16 protein-coding genes are annotated in these 21,803 nt (G+C 42.3%); 10 read left to right on the forward strand and 6 right to left on the reverse strand.

Annotated elements, in window-relative coordinates:
• Positions 1-137: 137 nt before the first annotated feature.
• The 4 genes from C5471_RS17985 to prpR form a co-directional block, all read right to left on the reverse strand.
• On the reverse strand, positions 138-1,763 hold the full coding sequence (locus C5471_RS17985) for an Eco57I restriction-modification methylase domain-containing protein (protein WP_133815184.1): 1,626 nt from the start codon (positions 1,761-1,763) through the stop codon (positions 138-140).
• A complete protein-coding gene (locus C5471_RS17990; RefSeq protein ID WP_133815183.1) occupies positions 1,753-1,941 on the reverse strand; it encodes a hypothetical protein in 189 nt (62 codons plus the stop codon). Before C5471_RS17990 ends, C5471_RS17985 begins: the two co-directional genes overlap by 11 nt.
• Positions 1,942-2,139: 198 nt before the next feature.
• Positions 2,140-3,642: an SNIPE associated domain-containing protein gene (locus C5471_RS17995; RefSeq protein ID WP_133815182.1), complete on the reverse strand. Its 1,503-nt coding sequence runs from the start codon at positions 3,640-3,642 to the stop codon at positions 2,140-2,142.
• A 307-nt stretch (positions 3,643-3,949) separates the two neighbouring features.
• On the reverse strand, positions 3,950-5,623 hold the full coding sequence (gene prpR / locus C5471_RS18000; protein ID WP_133815181.1) for a propionate catabolism operon regulatory protein PrpR: 1,674 nt from the start codon (positions 5,621-5,623) through the stop codon (positions 3,950-3,952).
• A gap of 274 nt (positions 5,624-5,897) precedes the next feature.
• Between prpR and prpB the strand changes: the two genes are divergently transcribed.
• From prpB to C5471_RS18020, 4 genes are all read left to right on the forward strand, one after another.
• A complete protein-coding gene (gene prpB, locus C5471_RS18005) occupies positions 5,898-6,788 on the forward strand; it encodes a methylisocitrate lyase (RefSeq protein WP_133815180.1) in 891 nt (296 codons plus the stop codon).
• 59 nt (positions 6,789-6,847) lie between these two features.
• On the forward strand, positions 6,848-8,014 hold the full coding sequence (gene prpC, locus C5471_RS18010) for a bifunctional 2-methylcitrate synthase/citrate synthase (protein WP_133815179.1): 1,167 nt from the start codon (positions 6,848-6,850) through the stop codon (positions 8,012-8,014).
• A 55-nt stretch (positions 8,015-8,069) separates the two neighbouring features.
• Positions 8,070-9,521 carry a bifunctional 2-methylcitrate dehydratase/aconitate hydratase gene (locus C5471_RS18015; protein WP_133815178.1) on the forward strand — a complete coding sequence of 484 codons (1,452 nt, stop codon included), beginning with the start codon at positions 8,070-8,072 and terminating at the stop codon, positions 9,519-9,521.
• Positions 9,522-9,589: 68 nt separating this feature from the next.
• Positions 9,590-11,476, forward strand: coding sequence for a propionate--CoA ligase (locus C5471_RS18020; protein WP_133815177.1), 1,887 nt, complete (start codon positions 9,590-9,592; stop codon positions 11,474-11,476).
• 125 nt (positions 11,477-11,601) lie between these two features.
• Here the strand turns inward: C5471_RS18020 and C5471_RS18025 are convergent, their stop codons facing one another.
• Entirely contained in the window at positions 11,602-11,832 is a 231-nt protein-coding gene (locus C5471_RS18025; protein WP_133815176.1) for a hypothetical protein, read from the reverse strand.
• Between the two features lie 28 nt (positions 11,833-11,860).
• On the opposite strand from C5471_RS18025, the gene C5471_RS18030 reads away from it, so the two are divergent.
• The 4 genes from C5471_RS18030 to C5471_RS18040 all read left to right on the forward strand — a co-directional run bounded on the left by C5471_RS18030 (position 11,861) and on the right by C5471_RS18040 (position 15,987).
• Positions 11,861-12,829 carry an ABC-three component system protein gene (locus tag C5471_RS18030; protein WP_133815175.1) on the forward strand — a complete coding sequence of 323 codons (969 nt, stop codon included), beginning with the start codon at positions 11,861-11,863 and terminating at the stop codon, positions 12,827-12,829.
• Positions 12,816-13,043, forward strand: coding sequence for an ABC-three component system middle component 6 (locus C5471_RS25110; RefSeq protein WP_133815174.1), 228 nt, complete (start codon positions 12,816-12,818; stop codon positions 13,041-13,043). The genes C5471_RS18030 and C5471_RS25110 overlap by 14 nt, the downstream gene beginning before the upstream one ends.
• Positions 13,034-14,764, forward strand: a complete 1,731-nt coding sequence (locus C5471_RS18035) for a DUF2326 domain-containing protein (protein WP_133815173.1) — start codon at positions 13,034-13,036, stop codon at positions 14,762-14,764. The genes C5471_RS25110 and C5471_RS18035 overlap by 10 nt, the downstream gene beginning before the upstream one ends.
• A 1,001-nt stretch (positions 14,765-15,765) precedes the next feature.
• Positions 15,766-15,987: an EamA family transporter gene (locus C5471_RS18040; RefSeq protein ID WP_242688767.1), complete on the forward strand. Its 222-nt coding sequence runs from the start codon at positions 15,766-15,768 to the stop codon at positions 15,985-15,987.
• 149 nt (positions 15,988-16,136) lie between these two features.
• Here the strand turns inward: C5471_RS18040 and C5471_RS18045 are convergent, their stop codons facing one another.
• Positions 16,137-17,450 (reverse strand): glycoside hydrolase family protein, encoded by a 1,314-nt coding sequence (locus C5471_RS18045; protein ID WP_133815172.1) that lies wholly within the window; start codon positions 17,448-17,450, stop codon positions 16,137-16,139.
• Between the two features lie 1,509 nt (positions 17,451-18,959).
• Between C5471_RS18045 and C5471_RS18050 the strand changes: the two genes are divergently transcribed.
• Both C5471_RS18050 and C5471_RS18055 read left to right on the forward strand, forming a co-directional pair.
• A complete protein-coding gene (locus C5471_RS18050; RefSeq protein ID WP_242688768.1) occupies positions 18,960-19,328 on the forward strand; it encodes a DUF2946 domain-containing protein in 369 nt (122 codons plus the stop codon).
• Between the two features lie 154 nt (positions 19,329-19,482).
• Positions 19,483-21,585 (forward strand): TonB-dependent copper receptor, encoded by a 2,103-nt coding sequence (locus C5471_RS18055; protein ID WP_207627390.1) that lies wholly within the window; start codon positions 19,483-19,485, stop codon positions 21,583-21,585.
• The last annotated feature ends 218 nt before the right edge of the window (positions 21,586-21,803 follow it).

Below are 21,803 nucleotides of genomic sequence, written 5' to 3' on the forward strand. Positions count from 1 at the left end.
CTGTACATGATTTTGTGTAATTGCCAAAATTTACTTGTCTCTGTTGTCAGGAGGAACCTGCCAAAAACAGTCAATAAACTACAGGTGCTCAAAGCAGCTCATTTTATCTTTACAGTGAGCTGCTTTATTATTGGTAGTTACTTTCTAAGTCGACGATCTCTTAGTTTTCGCCAAATTGACATTAGTGTTTCATTATTTTGTCTAGAAAAACCTAATTTGGTTAATATGGTTTCACCTTGCATTCTGATGACTTCTTCAATATTACCTTCTTTGATTTTCTTGTTTATCTCTATGATATCGTGCTCAAAGCTTTCGATTATAGGTATATACAGCTTTTCAATCTCAGAAGGAACAAGTTCTAATACACCGCCTCCATAATAACGCCCTTCTAATTCAGCAGTAATCGCCGTCAGAGGGTTTAGGAAGCTACATACTAAATTTTCAGTAGTAGTGAATGTCGAAGTAACTCGGTAAGCAGTATCTGTTGTGTATGCGCCTACATCATTTAGGATGAGTCTTGGGGCTTCATGACAACGCTTTAACATACCAATCTCAGTACTATACACCGATGGAACTTTATACCAAGGCCGGCGAATACGGCATTTGTAACGCTCGTGATATTTTTCGGTTTCACCAAGTTCGATATACTCTTGAATACTGCTCGATAACGTTTCAAACTCATTTTCTATGTACAAGAAATTTGTAGGTAAGCCTTGTCCTTGGTTTTCTTCATGCTGTGCTTTGTCATACAAAATACCAGGGCAATGCTGACTTCTACCAAACATAGGATGAGAGTATTCAGATAATCCATAGCGATTAACAGTATTGTTATCCACTAAAAAGAACTTGTTAGCTCCCGTCACAATCCCAACATCAACCTTTGCAATTTCATTAAACTGATGAACAGATTTATGTTTTATCAATGAATTAATAAGCGATAGTTCATTTGGTTCTAACGTTGCTTTTGTCCACTTCCCTGCGACTGTTTCACCATTGATGCCAATGGTATTGTCAAATAACACATTCGGGTCATCTTGCAAAAAGTCAAAACCATTGACACTAATAATCCCTACCCCTTTGGATAGTTGTTCAGGAACTTCTTTCTTCTCTGTGAGAATTATTACTGCTCCTTGAAGAGTATCTTCAAACCAAATCTCTTTCGGGTCGATAATTACAATCTTTGAACAAGTCTTACCCATAAAGTTACGCAGTGACTGAGCGTGCATCACATGAATGATTTCAGAGGGTATAACCATACCCATACGACCACCATTTTTAAGCAATGCTAATGATGCAAAAAGGAATGGAACCCAAGCGTTAGTATGTTTTGTAAACTTCTGCTCTAACTGATTAAAAATAAGTTCGGCTTGCTCCTGAAAGCCTTTTTCTAAGAATTGGTATCGAATAAAAGGAGGGTTACCAAGAACACCATCAAAAAGAGATTCACCAGCTCGGATTTGTTCATTAGCCCAACCCAAAAAATCTCCTTCTGTTACAAAAGAATTCTTGAAGTTAAGATTTTTGCAACGTTCTGATGCTTTTTTTGCTTCGGTATCAATGAGTTCAAAACAAGATAAATTGATGTTCTTGTCACAGTTATTGTTACTAAGTGATTGAACGAAAACACCATCACCACAACTAGGCTCTAATACATGATCTGGGTTTTTACTTAGAACCCACTTAGTAACGTAATCAGCTAAGTTCTGCGGTGTATAGTAGCCACCTCTTAACTTCTGGATGGTTTGATCTGCTTTAAACTTCATTATCTACCTTTGAAAAGCTTTTAATTAGTTCGGTTTTTTTTTCATCAATATGCTTTTGTGCTTTATCGACAAACCAGTTTTTAAGTGTTTGTTGTTCCATTGCTAACACTGAATAAAGCGTTTTTTTTAGTTCGGGATCTACTTCTAGAACGATCCTACCTGATACACCTTTAGCCACTAGTCAAACCACCTAATGAAATTTATATGATTTAAGTTACTAATATAACATACATTACATCATTATTATAGAATCAATCGGAAGCTTAGATTGCATATTAATGATTTCTCACGCCAGGTTTTGTAAGTAACGTTCAAGCTGGTGTTTCTATCGTCGATAAGAGGTTAGAACCACCAGCATAGCCCTTGATAGTATGGATCAGATAGCATCTGCGAATGCAGGGATTTTAGTGTTAGTCACTTTCTTTCCATCCTGCGATCCCGATTTTATCAACTTTTGTTCACGCATTACTTTTGTCTCGTAATAATCTTTCGCTACAGCAGTTTCGACGAAATCTACATCGTTGCCGGCAAATTCTGTCACAGCAGCTTTGATCTCATTCAGGCTTGCATTGAAAAATTCTTTACGGCGGTTAACAGCGTTAACGCGGTGACTATCAAAGCGATCATGCAACGCTTTTTCTAAGGTAGGAGCATCCTCAGAACGAATCATGGCGTGGATATCAAATAAGAACGGCACTGAAGCACTACCCAGCTCATCAATACGGTCTTGTGGATCTAAGCGGCGAGTCATGCCTATTTTATAAACATCCTCACCAAAAGAACCTATGTTAGATATGATATATACGTGGCCTCGGCGAGTTTGTTGTGCCATTGAGAGTGCCCTTTGGCTTTTTTCTTCGGCCTCTTTAATTTCAGCCTCCAATTTAGAAATTTGCTCTTCGTATTTGGCTCGCTGTTCAGCGCTGGCTTTAGCCAGATCTTTACGTGCTTTGTCGAGCGCTCGTTCGTATCGTTCTTCCTCCGCCTCTGCTTCCCGAATCGCACGTTCGATCTCCATTTGAACCCGCTTTTCTTCAGCCATCTGAGCACGTAATTCACGTTGCTCTTCTTTTTCTTGCTGTTTTTTTTCACGGAACTCATGTGTCAGGCGAAGTTCTTCAAGTTTGAGAGCCAAATAGTTACGGCTGATATGGACCTGATTGGTTTCGTTCAGCTTATTAATAGCATCAAACGCTTTACGTATGCGCTCCTCCATTGCTGTGGCATTTTTCCAGGTACAGTTGGCAATCGCGGCGTCACATTCATTGTTAAAGGCACGGGCGGTAATATTTATTGCGCGGGTAGCGAGTTTCTTGCCTTCTGCTCGTGAACCGCCAACAGTCCATTCGGTTGAACAGTAAATTGCACTGGCAATGCCCTTATCTTTCAGGATCCTTTTTTGTTTTTCTCGGTTACGGAGAATTTTTTCTTTAAATTTTTCACTTGCATTGAAGTCAAAATGGGGTTGATAAAAGCCCAGTTCAGCCAGTTCAAAATCTTCATTGTAGATAGCTAGCTGACGCACCAAGCCATCATAGATTTCTTTCTTGCTGCGATAACTATCACGAAGTGACTGAATATCAGCCTCAATTTCAGATTTGGTATGTTCAGCTTTAAATGCATCATCATTGATCTTGGTGAGCCGTTGAGCTGCGTCAAATTCAATGCGGTTTTTCTCATCTTCGGTATCGGAAATGAGCTTTTTGCACTCCGCATCAACATCAAAATAGTCACTAAAGCGGATTTTATATTCTTCAATAATGGCATCTTTTGCGGACAGTCTTTGTCTTGCCGTTTTTAATTTCCTGGCAAAGAATATAAGCGTAAAGATTGATACGAGTGCGATGAAAATCGCGATGTAAAATGACATTGGGGACATGCTTCGTTAGCTCCGTAATTAAATGAATTGACTATCCCAACTGTAATGATGATAGGTGTTTCGTTACTTTGCTATGAGTAAGGCGTCTTAAACAACTCGGTTCCCTGATGCTATTCAAACCATGAGATTTGCTTTGACCAACCGACTCAATAGACAACAGTCAGGTATGGTAGAAGCATATTATAAATAGCGTTTTGATAAAAACGTTGAGTTCTCGTTTCATATCGCCGTTATTTTATAAGTAAGTAAATAGAAGCGAACAACGTTGCTCCCATGTCGAAAAAGTAGCTTTACCTGATAACTGCATTCAATCAATTCCCTTTCCCTTATTCCCTGTCATCTCTTGTTTCAACCGTCGCCACAACGTAGTACGGCTAATCCCCAAATATTCTGCCGCTGCCTGACGATTGCCAGAAAACCGTTCCATAGTTTCATGGGCTGAAAGTGGCGCAACAAGTGAAGATTGCTCAGTTAACAAGGGCCTTATACTTTTTTCAGTCAGTCTGAGAGCAGGTTGGCGCTCCGGTGAAAGAGCCAATATCAATTCAGGTGTCAATATATGCTCAGTATGGGCGCTGAGGTATAACGCGATCCGTTCCATGAGATTACGCAATTCCCGGACATTACCGGGCCAATGATAGGCTTGCAATGCCTCCTGACAGGTAGAAAGTTCTTGTACTCTTGACTGTGATACCGGCAAATTCAATGCGGCAAATGCCCGTCGCAGATATTCCAGCGCCAATATACCAATATCGTTGCCCCTTTCTCTGAGAGCGGGAATATTGATCCGTAATACACTCAGACGATAGAACAGATCGGTCCGAAAACGCCTTTCCTGAACCCAGGTATCCAAATCGCCATGTGTGGCACAAATGATCCGAACATCAACAGCAATGGGGCGGTGCCCTCCAACCCTGACAACGGATTTTTCTTCCAGTACCCTTAATAGCCGTGTTTGAAGAAGCAGGGGCATTTCACCAATTTCATCCAGAAATAGTGTGCCCCTATGAGCGGCTTCAAAAAGACCGGCTCGCCCTCCACGCCGTGAACCCGTGAACGCCCCTTCTTCATAACCAAATAATTCAGCTTCCAGCAGAGATTCCGCAATGGCACCACAGTTAACAGCAACAAATGGATGCTGATGTTTACCGGCAACTTGACCATGCCGGAGAGCATATTCATGGTGAATGGCTTGTGCCACCAGTTCCTTCCCTGTACCGCTTTCCCCTTGTATCAGGACAGTAGCCGGCGAACGAGCATATAGCATGACGGTGTTGCGAACATGTTCCATCACCGCAGAATCCCCCCGGATATCATTGAGAGTGTGGCGGGTACGCAAAGTTTGCTCTGTTGGATAGACAGAAATTGAAGCCTGATTGAGCTTGGTCATTCTGGCAATATCCAGTGCATCATGGAATGCCCGGCGAATAGACTCTGCGGAATAGACAAAAACACCGACAAGATCAGCTTCATCAGCAAGATCGGTAATCAGCCCGGCACCAACAATGACTTTGATACCGATGGCTTTTAATGCATTGATCTGGGCCCGCGCATCTTCTTCTGTTACGTAGCTGCGTTGTTCAATACGCAAGTTGAACCGTTGCTGAAATTCTTCCAGAGCAGGCAATGTATTTTGATAGGTGATTACGCCAATGCGGGTGCTGATTTGCCGTGCACGGGCTAATGCCAGCATAAAATCAAACCCACTAGCTTTAGCAATGATAACAGGCACTGATAAACGGCTTTTTAGATAGGCTCCATTAGAACCGGCACAGAGCACGGCGTCACAACGTTCGGTTGTTAGCCGTTTACGAATATGCTGAACCGCATTTTCAAAACCAAGTTGGATGGGTGTGATATCTGCCTGATGGTCGAACTCCGGTGTGATATCTCGGAATAGATCAAAAAGACGGGAAATGGATACCGTCCAAATGATCGGTTTGTCACTACTATCACGTTCTACTGATTGTGTTTCTGCCATCCCGTTTCCCCACCACGATAAGTCAATGTTTCGTAATTGTTTTAATTGTGTTTCATGAAACGTAATTGATTCATTATGAAACAAAGGCGCAGCTGTATCAATGATGCTTTTCTACAGAGCAGTCAATTTTTTAATCTGTTATTTTTAATTTAAAAACAATATCTTAATGTCTAATTCGTCTTGTTTTTTAGATTTATGAGTCATTTTTCACTTTATTGGCATACACATTGCTTGTTAACAAATACATTTCATTATAATAACAATGAGGTTATGTATGCCGCTTTCCTCTGCCGGTTTAGCATTTCGTCAGGCTATAGAAGCTGAATCACCATTACAGGTTGTTGGCACCATCAATGCGAACCATGCGCTGTTAGCGCAACAAGCGGGTTATAAAGCCATTTATCTTTCTGGTGGCGGGGTATCGGCGGGGTCATTGGGTATGCCTGATCTGGGAATTTCAACGCTGGACGATGTGTTGATCGATATCCGCCGTATTACGGACGTATGTGACTTGCCATTGCTGGTGGATGCCGACATCGGTTTTGGTTCTTCTGCCTTTAATGTGGCTCGCACTGTGCGTTCAATGATTAAAGCCGGCGCTGCGGGGATGCATATTGAGGATCAAGTCGGCGCGAAGCGCTGCGGTCATCGTCCGAATAAAGAGATTGTGTCTAAAGAGGAGATGGTTGATCGCATCAAGTCCGCAGTCGATGCCCGTACTGATGAGAATTTCGTCATTATGGCCCGTACTGATGCGTTGGCGGTTGAAGGTTTGGAAGCGGCGCTTGACAGGGCCAAAGCCTATATCGAAGCCGGTGCGGATATGTTATTTCCTGAAGCGATCACTGAATTGCACATGTATAAAACTTTTGCGTCAATAACCAGGGTTCCCGTGTTGGCTAACATCACTGAATTTGGGGCGACTCCACTTTTCACGACCGAAGAGTTGAAAAGGGTGAATGTCTCTATCGCGCTTTACCCGCTTTCTGCCTTTCGGGCAATGAATAAGGCAGCCCAGCAGGTTTACACCACTCTTCGTCATGAAGGGACACAGAAGAATGTAATAAATATGATGCAGACTCGCAACGAGTTATACGAAAGCATCAATTACTACGATTTTGAACAAAAACTGGATGCGCTTTTCTCCCAGAAAAAATCTCAATAACGGACAGTTCTACCCAATTTCATCATTTTATATGGCATAAAACAGTAGAGGTGAGACCAATGAGTGAACAAAACACGATTACTGAGTCAACCACTTTCAAGCCTAAAAAATCTGTCGCCCTTTCAGGAGTGAGTGCGGGTAACACCGCGCTTTGTACCGTTGGAAAAAATGGCAACGATTTGCACTACCGTGGTTACGATATTCTTGATCTTGCAACTCAGTGTGAATTTGAAGAAGTCGCATATCTGTTAATCCATGAAAAATTGCCTGCCCGTGCTGAACTGGCTGCTTATAAAACGAAATTAAAAGCCCTGAGAGGCTTGCCGGGTAGCGTCAAGGCAGCACTGGAGACATTGCCTGCTGCCGCTCATCCGATGGATGTCATGCGTACAGGCGTCTCTGTGCTTGGTTGCACATTACCTGAGAAAGACGACCATAATCTTGCCGGTGCGCGTGATATTGCTGACAGATTGCTGGCTTCTCTCGGTTCCATGCTGCTCTATTGGTATCACTACAGTCACAATGGACGCCGTATTGAGGTAGAAACCGATGATGAGTCGATAGGTGGGCATCTTCTTCACCTTCTGCATGGTAAAAAACCCAGTGAATCATGGGAAAAAGTCATGCATACATCCCTGAGCCTTTATGCAGAACACGAGTTTAATGCTTCGACATTTACCAGTCGAGTGATCGCAGGAACCGGCACGGATATCTACTCTGCCATCATTGGGGCAATTGGCGCATTGCGAGGGCCAAAGCACGGTGGAGCAAACGAAGTCTCTTTTGAAATTCAACAACGTTATGAAAATCCTGATGAAGCAGAAGCAGATATCCTGGCGCGTCTGGCAAGGAAAGAAGTCATTATCGGCTTTGGTCATCCGGTTTACACCATCTCAGATCCCCGTCACAAAGTGATTAAAAATGTAGCTCTGCAACTTTCCAAAGAGGCAGGAACAACCAAAATGTTTGATATTGCGGATCGACTGGAATCCGTAATGTGGACTAACAAAAAAATGTTCCCGAACCTTGATTGGTTCTCTGCGGTTTCCTATCACATGATGGGCGTACCGACTGCGATGTTTACACCGTTGTTTGTGATTGCTCGCACATCGGGATGGGCGGCTCACATCATTGAACAACGTATTGATAACAAAATTATCCGTCCCTCAGCCAATTATACCGGGCCGGAAAATCGGATACTTACGCCAATGGGTGAGCGTGGATAACGTTATTTTTGGTGCAGTGTTTCCTGCATTCATGTTTTTTTAACAAGGAATTATTATGTCTACCTCTGTTGTAAACAACCGTCCTGAATATGATCAGGTGATTGTGGATATCGTGGATTATGTTATGGAATACCCCATCACATCATCCATTGCCCATGAAACGGCCTATTACTGTTTTCTGGATACGTTGGGCTGTGGGCTAGAGGCGTTGGAATACCCGGCCTGCAAGAAATTGCTGGGGCCTGTTGTGCCGGGTACGGTTGTGCCTAATGGTGTACGTGTACCGGGAACCCAATTCCAGCTTGATCCCGTACAGGCGGCGTTTAACATTGGTACGATGATCCGGTGGCTGGATTTTAATGACACATGGCTGGCGGCTGAATGGGGACATCCGTCCGATAACCTTGGTGGCCTACTGGCGGTGGCTGACTGGCTATCAAGAAATGCCGTTGCTTGTGGCAAAAAGCCGCTCACGATCAAAACTGTTTTAACGGGCATGATCAAAGCGCATGAAATTCAGGGATGCCTTGCACTGGAGAATGCGTTCAATAAAGTCGGGTTGGATCACGTCGTTCTGGTAAAAGTGGCTTCGACCGCTGTCGTAGCTGAAATGCTGGGGTTGAACCGGGAAGAGATCCTGAATGCGGTATCGCTCGCTTGGGTTGATGGGCAGTCGCTGAGAACTTATCGCCATTCCCCCAATACTGGCTCACGTAAATCCTGGGCGGCGGGTGATGCGACATCCCGTGCTGTTCGTCTGGCTCTCATGGCACAAAAGGGTGAGATGGGATATCCCTCTGTATTAACCGCAAAAACCTGGGGATTCTATGATGTCTTGTTCAATGGGCAGCCTTTCAAATTCCAGCGCGCATATGGCTCTTATGTAATGGAAAATGTGCTGTTCAAGATCGCTTTCCCGGCTGAATTTCATGCACAAACTGCTGTGGAGGCAGCAATGAACTTGCATCAGCAACTGAAAGACGCAGGCAAGACCAGCAATGACATCGCAAAAATCACCATTCGTACCCATGAAGCCTGTATTCGGATTATTGATAAGCAAGGTCCGTTAAACAACCCTGCGGACAGAGACCACTGTATTCAGTATATGGTTGCAGTTCCTTTGATCTTTGGCCGTCTCACTGCGGCGGATTATGAAGATAGTGTCGCGGCCGATCCCCGTATTGATGCACTGCGGGAAAAAATGGTGTGTGTTGAAGATGTTGATTTTACCCGTGATTACCACGATCCGGAAAAACGCTCTATTGCTAACGCATTAACCGTTACATTTGCAGATGGCAGCCAGCTTGATGAAGTCAAAGTCGAATTCCCTATCGGCCACGCTCGTCGTCGCAAAGAAGGTATGCCGTTATTGCTGAAAAAATTCAAAACTAACCTAGCACGTCAGTTCCCTGAAACCCAGCAGAAAAGAATTCTGTCTGTTTCCCTTGACCGTCTGTTACTGGAAAACATGCCTGTAAACGAATACCTCGATTTATACGTTATATGATCTGAAATACTATCAGCGGCTACTCTCCCAGAGTGCTGCCTCTAATCTATGCAGCACTAGGAGAGATTATGTTATTCAACACTTTTTATCAGCAGTCCATTGATGATCCAAACTCCTTCTGGGCTGAACAGGCTAGACGCATTTTCTGGCAACAACCTTTTGAGCAGGTTTTGGATCACAGCAACCCTCCTTTTGCTCGCTGGTTTTGCGAAGGGAAAACCAACCTATGTTACAACGCGCTAGATCGCTGGCTGGAAAGCCAGCCTGACGCCAAAGCGCTTATCACGGTTTCAACCGAAACGAATAGTGAGAAGGTTTTCACTTTCAGGGAATTACATCAGGAAGTGAACAGAACGGCGGCCATAATGCTTTCTTTGGGCGTTAAAAAAGGTGACAGAGTTTTGGTTTATATGCCGATGCTTGCCGAAGCGCTATTTGTTTTGCTTGCCTGTGCTCGTATCGGTGCTATTCACTCTGTTGTCTTCGGTGGTTTTGCTTCCCAGAGCCTTGCTACACGGCTGGATAATGCTGAACCTGTGCTGGTGGTGTCTGCGGATGCGGGATCTCGGGGTGGAAAAGTTATTCCTTACAAACCGTTGCTGGATGAAGCCATAGAACTGGCGAACTGCAAACCCCGTCATGTACTGATGGTTAATCGTGGACTGGCTGAAATGGCTTGGGTGGCTGAAAGAGATGTCGATTTCGCGACATTGCGGCAGCAGTACCTTGATGCTGACGTGCCTGTGACCTGGCTTGAATCAAATGAAACCTCCTGCGTGCTCTATACCTCCGGCACAACGGGTACGCCAAAGGGCGTGCAACGTGATGTTGGCGGTTATGCTGTTGCACTGGCAACCTCTATGGATATCATTTTTGGCGGCAAAGCGGGTGAGGTGTTTTTTTGTACGTCAGATATTGGTTGGGTCGTCGGACATTCTTATATTGCTTATGCTCCTTTGATCGCGGGAATGGCGACAATCATGTATGAAGGGTTGCCGATACGGCCGGATGCAGGTATCTGGTGGCAGATAGTGAAAAAATATCGGGTAACACGAATGTTTTCGGCACCTACGGCTATTCGGGTACTGAAAAAATATCCGGTTGAATGTATTACTCAATACGATATTTCATCACTTAAATCGTTGTATTTGGCAGGCGAACCGCTTGATGAACACACTGCCCGCTGGATTGCCGAGGCTATCAACGTCCCTGTTATTGATAATTACTGGCAGACTGAGACAGGCTGGCCGATTATGGCTATTGCCCGCAGTTTGGATGATAGGCCGAACCGGTTTGGTAGTACTGGCTTCCCGATGTATGGCTTTCATGTCAAGCTCATCAATGAACTGACTGGCGAGGAGTGTAGCGATAACGAAAAAGGTTTGCTCGTTGTTGAGGGGCCTTTACCTCCGGGTTGCATTCAAACCATCTATGGTGATGATACACGTTTCATCAATACCTATTGGCGTCATTTCGACCATCCTGTTTATTCCACATTCGATTGGGGTATCCGTGACAGTGATGGCTATTATTTTATTTTGGGACGTTCGGATGATGTGATTAATGTTGCGGGACACCGATTGGGAACGCGGGAGATAGAAGAGTGTATTGCTGGTCATGAAGACGTGGCCGAAGTAGCCGTTATTGGCATCAAGGATGCCATCAAGGGGCAAGCCGCAGTTGCCTTTGCCGTTCTCAAGGATGGAAGGGAAATCCAGAATGCTGAACATTTTTCTTCTCTGGAAAAGGCCTTGATGGGCTTGGTGAACAAACAAATTGGTAGTGTGGGCCGTCCGGCACGGGTGTATTTCGTGTCCCAGCTTCCCAAGACTCGTTCAGGAAAAATGCTGCGCCGAACTATGCAAGCAATATGTGAAGGGCGTGAGCCGGGTGATATTTCTCTGATTGAAAACCCGGCTTCACTGGAGGTTATTCGAGAAGCTGTATTTCGGTGAATAGTTTTCCATAGTACTGAGATGCTTTTATTTTTTCCTTGTTGATTTCTTGGAAAAGGAGATGCTTCTTTTGCAATAAAAGGAAGTTGAGTTACAGACTTAGATGCATATTAAAGAACGGATCATTAAGTGGTGAAATCGCTCACTGGAGTCATTGTATTCTGCTGTCCATACAGCATACAGATACACTGATATCTTATAGCTACTTTACAGCCAGCAAAGACTGTATGGGCCAGCACGACACAATCACAAGAAGTTGTTTTCTCTTGCCCGCCAGCATCTTCAATGTCAAAATCACAGACTACCAGCAGATGTGTGATAGTAACATGCTGATTTTTATTAAAATCATGGAACATTAAAAAGTCCGGGAGTATTCAATAGATTATGAATCGCTCAACCTACTTCAATTTGTGTGAAGAAAAGCTTTCATTTCTATGCACTCGAGTCGAGTTACGTGGAAAGTTGAACTTACTCGATTTGCATCTTCATTGCGAAGACTTTTACGTTCATTTTTTTAATCTGCTCTTTGGGTATGCTCTAAAGAATGTTAATCAGAATACTCACAATGTTGAAGGTATCGACTTAATTGACTCTGTTCAGAAAATTGTGTTGCAGGTTTCTTCGACGGCAACTAAACAAAAAATTGAGTCTGCTCTATCAAAGAACCTTATAACATATACAGGGTATAACTTTAAATTCATTTCTATTTCAAAGGATGCTAGTGCGTTAAGAGGACTTTCCTATAAGAATCCTCATTCATTAGTGTTTGAGCCTATATTTGACATACATGATGTTAGATCGCTACTAGATCATATTCTCCATTTAGATATTGTCAAACAGCAAGCAGTCTACGAATTTCTAAGCAAGGAATTGTCATTGGTAGACGTGAAGAATCCTCTCACTGAAACAAACATTGCGGCTGTGATAAATATATTAGCGAAAGAAAATCTGTCCGACATGCCGAGTGTGGACAAACTGATTCCATTTAATGTCGATGAAAAATTGGTTTTTAACAATCTTAATACAGCGGCTATGGTTGTCGAGGAGTACAAAACTCACCACAGCAGACTAAGCCGTATTTATGCAGAGTTTGATGTGGCTGGTCAAAATAAGAGTAAATCTGTTCTTGATTCGCTACGTAATAGTTACATTAAGTTGAGTACTACATACTCAGCTGATGAACTATTCTTTAAGATAGTTGATCAAGCTGTCACAGTAGTCAAACAAAGTGCTAATTATGTGTCAATGCCCCTTGAAGAGTTAGAACTTTGTGTGAATGTCATTGCTGTTGATGCATTCATTAGATGCCGTATTTTTAAGAATCCTAAGGGCATAGAAAATGTTGTTGCCTAAAGACATTCATCCTACTAATAGCCTTTATTTTAATGGAGCTTATGTGCTTCAGGCTGTAAGACAGTATAAAGAGGTTAATATGATGGATCTCTTTGTGGAGTCTCGCAAATTACGTGATATGTCGATGCCGATTTTCGTTTTAACGTTAGATTGGCTATTTCTTGCAGACTTGATTTCATATAACGATAGCGGAAATATTGTGCCATGTTCTTAAAATCACTCCAAATTTCCAACTCTGAAGGTATAATTCGTCACATTCCTTTTCACGCGGGCTTAAATCTCATCGTAGATGAGACTCTCTCAGGGCCAGAGCAGACCACTGGGAACAATGTTGGTAAGACAACAGTATTAATGCTGATTGATTTCTGTTTGGGAGCAAACGGTAAAGGAATTTATACTGATCCAGAGAATCGCAAGAGCGAATATGTGCTTGTTAAGAATTTTCTCATTAACACAGCGGTCTTAGTTACTCTTACTCTTACTGCGGATTTAGATAACCCATTCGCTGAGGAGCTTGTTATTGAGAGGAATTTTCTTCCGCGTAAGCAAATTATTCGCCGGATCAATGGGCATCAAAAAACTGCTGATGAATTTGAGGCGGCACTTAGTGAGCAACTTTTTCCTGGGCATTTCGGTAAAAAGCCAACTTTCGCACAAATTATTTCTCATAATATTAGATACAAAGAGTTGAGCATTACAAACACGCTTCGTACCTTGAGTGAATTTACTCGTGACGATGAATATGAAACTCTTTATTTATTCCTCTTGGGATGTAGTTTTGATCAAGGTGATACAAAGCAGAATCTCCTAGCAAGCATTCGTATGGAGATGTCCTTTAAGAGTAGGCTTGAGTCGAAACAAACTCGATCTGCATATGAAGCGTCCATGGCTTTACTTTCTACAGAGATTGATAAATTAAATGAGAAGAAATCGGCATTTTATATCAATCCTAACTTTGAAAGTGATCTTGAGACACTTGATGAGATTAAATACAGAATTAATGTATCTAGTTCAGCTATTAGTAGGCTAAAACTTCGACGGAATTTGATTGATGAAGCAATCAGAGATATAGCCTCCAGCCATACTGAAATTGATACTAATCAATTGAAAGCGCTCTATGGAGAGGTAACTGAACGTTTATCAAATATACAAAAGTCGTTCGAGGACTTGTTAGAATTTCATAATCGGATGGTAGATGAGAAGGTACGTTATATAGCTAAAGAGATTCCAGCACTTGAGCAGGAATTAATTGTTAGGGAAAATGAATTAACAAGTTTATTAAACGAAGAGCAGGCTTTAGTCGCAAAAATTAGTAGGAGTGGCTCTTTAGAAGAATTGGAATCCTTAATTATAGAGTTAAATGAAAAGCACCGGCGAATGGGGGAGTTTGAGACAATTATTGAGCAAATCTTAACTGTTGATACAACCCTTAGAAATTTAAATAAATCTCTTAATGAAATTGATGAAAAATTATTTTCTGTAGATTTTGAAGCTGCAATTCAAATGCGGCTTAATAAGTTAAATAAGTATTTTTCCTCTATTTCTCAGGAGCTTTATGGAGAGCAATATGCATTAAAGGTTGACCGAACTACTACTAGAACTGGGCAAAGAATATATAAATTCAGTTCATTCAATACAAATTTTAGTTCGGGTAAGAAGCAGGGTGAGATTACTTGCTTCGATATAGCCTATACTCTTTTTGCGGACAAAGAGGGGATTCCATGCTATCACTTTCTTTTAAACGATAAGAAGGAGCTCATGCATGACAATCAACTAACGAAAATTGCTATGTTAGTTGAGCGAGAGCATAAACATGTTCAATATGTGGCTTCAATCTTGAAAGACAAGCTACCACCAGAACTTAACCAAGAAAAGTACTTCACTCTCAGACTATCTCAAGATGATAAGTTATTTAGAATAGAATCAAATAATTAAAATACTTAAGAAAAGCGGGTTAGGGTTAGTTCAGGTTAGCTAATGAAAATGAAGCCGCTTTATCATCTTACGCAGCACAAGGAGAGATTATGTCGTTCAAAACTTTTTATCAGTAATCCATTGTTGCTCCAAATTCTTTCTAGACTGAACAATATTAACGCATTTTCTGGCAGCGACCTATTGAGCAAGTTCTGGATCACTGCAACCCTCTCTTTGCCCACTGGATTGCTGATGCTTGACTGATAGCCTGAGACAAACCAGCCGATTATGACTATCGCCCGCGCTCTTGAAGGCTGAGATGATTTGGCCGTACTGGTTTGCCGATATTATTAGAGGTTATTCGAGAGGCTATTTTTCAGTGAATAGTTTTCCATAATACTGAAACGCTTTTATTTTTCCTTGTTGATTTCTTATAAATTGAATGGGCTATATTGGTTACTAATATCTGTAATGGAATTGTTGTGGTTTTCTCTATTTTTCGACCCATGTATGAAATATTTTAATTTTATAAAAGAAGTGGATTGAAATATCTAGGTTGTGAAATTTATCTGGATATGATAATAATGAATTTATATATTATATAATTGAGATTCAAAATGTTTCCTGATGTAATTGTCACTGTGCTGGTTTTATTTGTTTGTGTGTTTTTAATTAGTAAATTAAGTAAGCTGAGACAGCGTAATGAATCAATTATAATTGTTAGTATAATAATCTTCGCAGGAAGTACGAGTCAGATCGTTTATAATATTAGGTCTCGTTGTTCCATTGGGCTAGATTGTAATTGGCTTGATTTTGTTGTTTTTGGCTCAATAATGTTAACAGCGGTAGCGGCTTTATTTATATCATTTTTCAGGCAGAGTAATTAACACTTTATTGAGAAGTGGATTAATCATGGTCGCTGCGATCATGCATGTAGGTTGGAATCTTTTTGTAAAGATAGAAACCGATTATTGGATTATATCAGTCGTAATGGGCGAACTTGCATGGTCAACGGTGTAGTTATGTCTATTGCACACGGCTTGGTTATTTTGGCTCTTTCACGAAGTCCTGCTGCGTTGGTTTCGGCCCTGAGAGAAACCAGTGTAATTTTTGGTGTTATTTTCAGTGCGTGGATTCTTAAAGAGAAGATAGGACCAGTAAAACTGACAATGTTGCGTCTAATCATGCAGGCAATATGTGAAGGACGTAAGCCAGGATACCGCTTTCATAAATTTAAGATATGAATACAATTGCGTACATAGATACCCTTCTTTCGTCATAGAGTACCAGTACATGGTCGTAGACGCTACAATGTTGCGTCTACGACCATGGTGCAGCATCAGAAACTTTGCATATTAAAGATTTGTTGTGCTTGACTCAGCTAATGAGATGATCATTTCACCAGATGGAGTGAGTGTTTTGTTGGATAGGCGTAATATTCAGCTAACGGTATCATCTTAATGGATGATTTATTATCTCTGATAATCTCCAATCCATTCACCGGCCATTTAGCAGAATCAAGAAGAAACGCTGCTGGTTGTCCAACGGCACCAATAACAGGAGCGCCAACTTTTAATGAAGCGCCATATGGAATAGCATGGAAAATCTCAGGTGTAACTTCAACGAAGTTCTTAGTTAAGAACTGAATTGGCCGAATTGACTCAGCTTGAAAACGCGTACCAGATACAACAAATGTTAAAGGTAAACCGGCTGCTTTAATCCCATAACCTTCATAGATACTCGCGACTTGGTTGGGGTGCATACTTTCACAGCTTATTCCAGCACTGACATCGATACCAATGTGCGCCAAGTTTGTAGGTGCCATACGAGGGAAATTACGCGCAGTCGCATTGATAACATCAATTGGCAGTGTACTGCACTGTCCGGTACTTGAGACAACTGAGTGCTTATCCGGTCTTGATACAATACCGGGACCTTCTACAGTGGAGGTGCTTAATTGGACATCGTTGTAGATTTTCGTAGAGAAGTCTGGAGGATAAAAACTTAAAGATAGCCTGGAACCATCATTGTGAGCCACAATCCATGCATTGAGTGCATCTGAGAACTGCATATCGACGCTTACCCAATAGTTTTGACGGTATTCGGTGTGGTTCTCTTCCGTCTTTGTGGCGAATCCATCAGGAGTAAGCTCTTCTACTTCACTTTGAAAGGTTGGATCAGGAGATCTTAAGACATATTGTCCACCGCCGCCGTAAATTTTATCTAGGGAATTTGCTCCGGTCGTATCGGTGTACATAAGGTAAAACATGCCATTGAGATAGGACACGGATGGTTGCCCTGCTCCATAAGGATTTCCATCTAGCTTCTTGTTAGCGGGTAAGATTATCGGATTACCATTATTTGCACGTGTCCAGTTAATTCCGTCAGTACTTGTTGCGAGGCCAATTTTTGTTATACCTTCAGCACCAACGCGAACGCTGTCCCATCCACCATAATACATATAGTATGTACCGTTAACCCGTATGACAGAGGGGTCGCAGGTATGGACTTTATCGAATGCGTTTGCTGCCTTGTTAGGGGAAAAAACAATCTGGTAGGGATCCTTACTTCCACGAGCGTGGAAAGGGCCATCAAGAGATGAAGATTCGGCATAAAAAATATAATCACCGGGATGAGTGGGATCGGAGCCACACCACCACATCCGATATATCCCGTCCAACATCACGGAAGGTGCATAGTTGTACACCCCCCCCCTTTACCACTGGACCGATAGAAGTTCGAATATCTGATGTTGTTAAAGGTATCTCTGTTTGTGCTAATGATGGGGGGACCCATAATAATCCGCAGAGAATAGCCAAGCTTAAGGTGACCAATAAAACATTTCGATAAATTACACGCAAATGGCGAAACAGCAATCCACAATAATGCAAGGAGCAAACTAAAGCATCATTTAATGTGGGTCTGCGATTATTTGCCAGATCTGACATTTTAAGCGCATAATTATTGATGTTTAATTGCTTGATGATGCCCCAAATTTTAGGGGCTTTTTTGATACACAAAGTCACAATTTTCTCCAGTGTTTAAGTTTAAATAACGGAGCGAGAAAAATTCTTAGCAAAACCTCCCTCAAATATGCTCCTAAAAAAGATTCAATGGCTGGTAACCAGCATTCGTCGTAAATTCAGTCGGTGATTGGTAACTTAACCTGCTATGCAACTGTGCTTTGTTAGTACGTTACATAAATTAGTACTGGTTTATTCGAACAGTATTTGTGCTGATTTTCTGGTGTGCCTTGATAGGCATCTTCTTATCAATGTCGCTGTGACAAAACACTGTCTATCAGCGCTAATGTAGTACAGTAACCTGCTGTCATCAGTAGTTATAAAGATAAATTTTTTGTATTTTTATCCTGCCAGTATCAAACCATTAGAGCTAAATAAATCAGTATAAAAAATCAAACGGTCATTGTTTGTTTTGTGGTGAATATCTGTTCATGACAAAAAATGTTACATAAATCACAAAAAAATATCAATGAGTTTATTTTTAAGACTATTCCTAATTACTCAATCAAAAAATTCCGGCTAGGGACTGGCCCTCTTATTCCGTTTTATCGTGTGTTGTATTTCAGCTATGGAAAACGTAGTCTGCGTTTTTTCTGATGCTCATAACCGTAAAAAGTTGCGTAACTTAAGGCTTTTCTAATGAATGTTTTTTTGTGGAGGATAAAAAAATGCGACTGTAATATGAAAGCCTATGGGTTATGTGGATAAGGGTTGATGTAGAAACGGTATTGTGTAGACATGCTGATTCCAGTCTGCTTTATTGCACATGGGAAAATGCCTTTGCTTGTAACGTTAATCTCTGTGATTTTGTTCGGTGTTCCATTTGGAATTCACTTAGATTGTAGGCATTATTGTCATTGATTTAGGGATTATGTGGTTAACTTCTCATAGTGGTTTAATGGTGAGGGATGGGCAATTAGTTTCGCACTAGGTACCGTTGCTTTTATTGCTGTATTTATCTTGCTAAGAATGCAGTTATTGTGACAGGCTGGATTTTCGGTATTTTGAGGCGAATTAAGGAAAATAATTCCGTTGGCCTTAGAAAAACATCAAATTTTGTCGCCAAAGCGACATTCCTGCATAAAGTGTTTTAACATTTGACTGTTAAATACGTACAATCCCCTCCCTGAATGTGTTCTCTACAGAATAGGCTTAGTTTGTCACTGATCCAGATTTACACATCGCGGAGCCGCTTGTCAGCCTGGCTTGGTATATTCGCGATATTGATGCTGTTCATTGCACCCGTGATCTCCCAGTCACTGGAACGTGCGCGCATTGGTGAATCTCATTCTGACATTTCTTCCGCATCACAGGGCACTAACCATCATGATGGAATGCAGATGGGTATGCATGCTGGTGGTGACATGTCGATGCTGGATGATATTGCCTGTGGATACTGCGTCTTTCTTATCCATATACCGATGCTGGACTTGGCGAATACACCGTTATTCTGGTCAACTTCGCTGACTTCACGGTCACCACCGGTTCAACCTGTAACTCTCTTCCTTGCGCATTTCATCTTTTCTGATTCGTTGCCTCGCGCTCCGCCTGAACAGATCTAATCTCATCGGTTTAAACATAATGAAACACTTTGCCCTGCTAACTTCTTAGCCAGGGGAAGTTTGCTTATACCAAAAACTGTTTGGTTGGATTCTATAACGTATTCCGCTTTTGATAGCCATATCGCTTCGGAGCGCGGATACACATTAAGGAAAGATGATGTTTGAAAAAAATTCTTCTGATAAAAAAAATACGCTGGCCCGTTGTATTAGCTCGGCAATGCCGCTTTTTTTGCTGGCTGCTTTTAATGGATATGCGGTTGAAACCACATCGGATTCGCACGATCATGCGAATGGCCCAAAAACCAATGATGGCGACGTAATCACAGTAACAGCACCTTTGTATTCTCCTTTGACGATAGTCACTTCGCCAAAAACGCCTCGCCAGCCCGTTCCGGCAAGTGACGGTTCTGACTACTTAAAAACCATACCCGGCTTTTCACAAATCCGTAATGGTGGGACTAATGGTGATCCAGTATTTCGAGGAATGTTTGGTTCAAGGCTTAAGATCCTGACTGATGGCGCAGAAATGCAAGGGGCTTGCCCCGGCAGGATGGATGCGCCTTCATCTTATATTTCACCGGAAAGTTATGATTTGCTGACACTGATTAAAGGGCCTCAAACCGTGTTGTGGGGCCCCGGTGCTTCCGCTGGGACCATCAGGTTTGAGCGTGAACATCCTAAATTTAATGAGCCGGGGGTGAAGGTCAATGCCAGCGGGTTGACCGGTTCAAATGGTCGTTGGGATGGCAACGTTGATGCCAGTGTCGGCAATGAATTGGGATATTTACGTTTAATGGGAAATACCTCCCGTTCACATGATTATAAAGATGGTGGTGGGTATCGTGTCCCTTCACGCTGGGATAAGTGGAATAGTGATTTGGCACTGGGGTGGACGCCGGATAAAGATACGCTGCTCGAATTGACCGCCGGGAAAGGTGATGGAGAAGCCCGCTATGCGGGGCGTAACATGGATGGTTCACAATTTAAACGTGAAAGCCTCGGCGTGCGTTTTGAGAAATCTAACCTCGGCGAGGTTCTTGATAAGGTTGAAGCCCAAGTTTACTACAACTATACCAACCATATTATGGACAATATAACCTTGCGTTCTCCGAACAGCCCTATGTCTATGGGATCGATGGGCATGCCTTCTGCGACCTGTAAGCATATGTGTGGCATGCACATGAATATGAACAGTGGTATGTCCATGCAATTGGATCGCCGGATTGTGGGAGGACGGGCAATGGGCACCTGGCTATGGCAAGATTTCAAGCTGGAAAGTGGTGCGGATACTCAAACTAATACCCATCGTAATAAATCAGGCAGCGTGTGGCAAAAGGATGCTCAATTCCGTAATTATGGTTTGTTTGGCGAGCTGACCTGGTACGCCACAGAGCAAAGCGAGTTGATAACCGGTGCCCGACTTGATCGCAGTCTGGTGAAAAAATTTGCCAGCAATAGCGAGAAAGAACGAAATGATACTTTGCCAAGTGGTTTTATGCGTTTAGAGCATACTCTTACTGATGTTCCGCTGATGTTTTATGCCGGTATTGGTTATACCGAGCGCTTCCCAGACTACTGGGAGCTATTTTCGCCTAAACTTGGTCCAGCAGGCAGCGCAAGTGCTTTTGATGGCGTGAAAAGCGAAAAAACTACCCAGCTTGATATTGGGGCGCAATATACAGGAGAGCGCTTTAATAGCTGGGTGTCAGCCTATGTAGGACGTGTGAATGATTTTATTTTGTTTAGATATAGCCCAACCAATGCCCACCTCAGCCAGGCTGATAACGTCAATGCTAATGTTATGGGCGGAGAGATGGGCTTTGGCTATCAACTGACAGATCATTGGAAAACGGATGCCAGCCTTGCCTATTCCTGGGGTGAAAATACCACGGATAACAAGCCACTGCCTCAGATCCCACCTCTGGAAGCCCGCTTCGGATTGACTTATGAACATGGTGATTGGAGCAGTACCGGTTTGTGGCGATTGGTTAGCAGCCAGCATCGGATTGCTGTAAATCAGGGAAATGTTGTCGGCAAAGATTTTAAAGATAGTCCGGGTTTCGGCGTGCTTTCTGCAAACGTTGCTTATAAGATCAACAAAAATGTCAAAGTCAGCACAGGTATCGACAACATTCTGAATAAAGAATACAGCGAACACCTCAACCTTGCAGGTAATAGCACCTTTGGTTATTCAGCAAACACCTCAGTAAATGAACCAGGCCGAACGATATGGGCTAAAGTTAATGTAACATTCTAATGAGAAAATGGCGTCCAATGATTGGACGCCAATACTTGTTTAATATCCACAAGGCGAATAATACAATAGGAATTATTATTTCTTATTACCGATATACCCGTAATCATTGAAGATGCTTGATTTTATCCGAAATGGAGATCATTATCCTCGCTATGAAAATATTTATTACATCAGAACAAAAAATCAAACTTGAACGTCTTCACGACACCACTCGTGAT

Source organism: Photorhabdus tasmaniensis (assembly GCF_011189505.1).
Lineage (GTDB): Bacteria > Pseudomonadota > Gammaproteobacteria > Enterobacterales > Enterobacteriaceae > Photorhabdus > Photorhabdus tasmaniensis.

Coding starts and splice junctions, on each gene's coding strand:
- C5471_RS17985 (WP_133815184.1), bottom strand. CDS start 1,763: ATGAAGTTTAAAGCAGATCAAACCATCCAGAAGTTAAGAGGTGGCTAC.
- C5471_RS17995 (WP_133815182.1), bottom strand. CDS start 3,642: ATGTCCCCAATGTCATTTTACATCGCGATTTTCATCGCACTCGTATCA.
- prpR (WP_133815181.1), bottom strand. CDS start 5,623: ATGGCAGAAACACAATCAGTAGAACGTGATAGTAGTGACAAACCGATC.
- prpB (WP_133815180.1), top strand. CDS start 5,898: ATGCCGCTTTCCTCTGCCGGTTTAGCATTTCGTCAGGCTATAGAAGCT.
- prpC (WP_133815179.1), top strand. CDS start 6,848: ATGAGTGAACAAAACACGATTACTGAGTCAACCACTTTCAAGCCTAAA.
- C5471_RS18015 (WP_133815178.1), top strand. CDS start 8,070: ATGTCTACCTCTGTTGTAAACAACCGTCCTGAATATGATCAGGTGATT.
- C5471_RS18020 (WP_133815177.1), top strand. CDS start 9,590: ATGTTATTCAACACTTTTTATCAGCAGTCCATTGATGATCCAAACTCC.
- C5471_RS18025 (WP_133815176.1), bottom strand. CDS start 11,832: ATGTTCCATGATTTTAATAAAAATCAGCATGTTACTATCACACATCTG.
- C5471_RS18030 (WP_133815175.1), top strand. CDS start 11,861: ATGAATCGCTCAACCTACTTCAATTTGTGTGAAGAAAAGCTTTCATTT.
- C5471_RS25110 (WP_133815174.1), top strand. CDS start 12,816: ATGTTGTTGCCTAAAGACATTCATCCTACTAATAGCCTTTATTTTAAT.
- C5471_RS18035 (WP_133815173.1), top strand. CDS start 13,034: ATGTTCTTAAAATCACTCCAAATTTCCAACTCTGAAGGTATAATTCGT.
- C5471_RS18040 (WP_242688767.1), top strand. CDS start 15,766: ATGTCTATTGCACACGGCTTGGTTATTTTGGCTCTTTCACGAAGTCCT.
- C5471_RS18055 (WP_207627390.1), top strand. CDS start 19,483: ATGATGTTTGAAAAAAATTCTTCTGATAAAAAAAATACGCTGGCCCGT.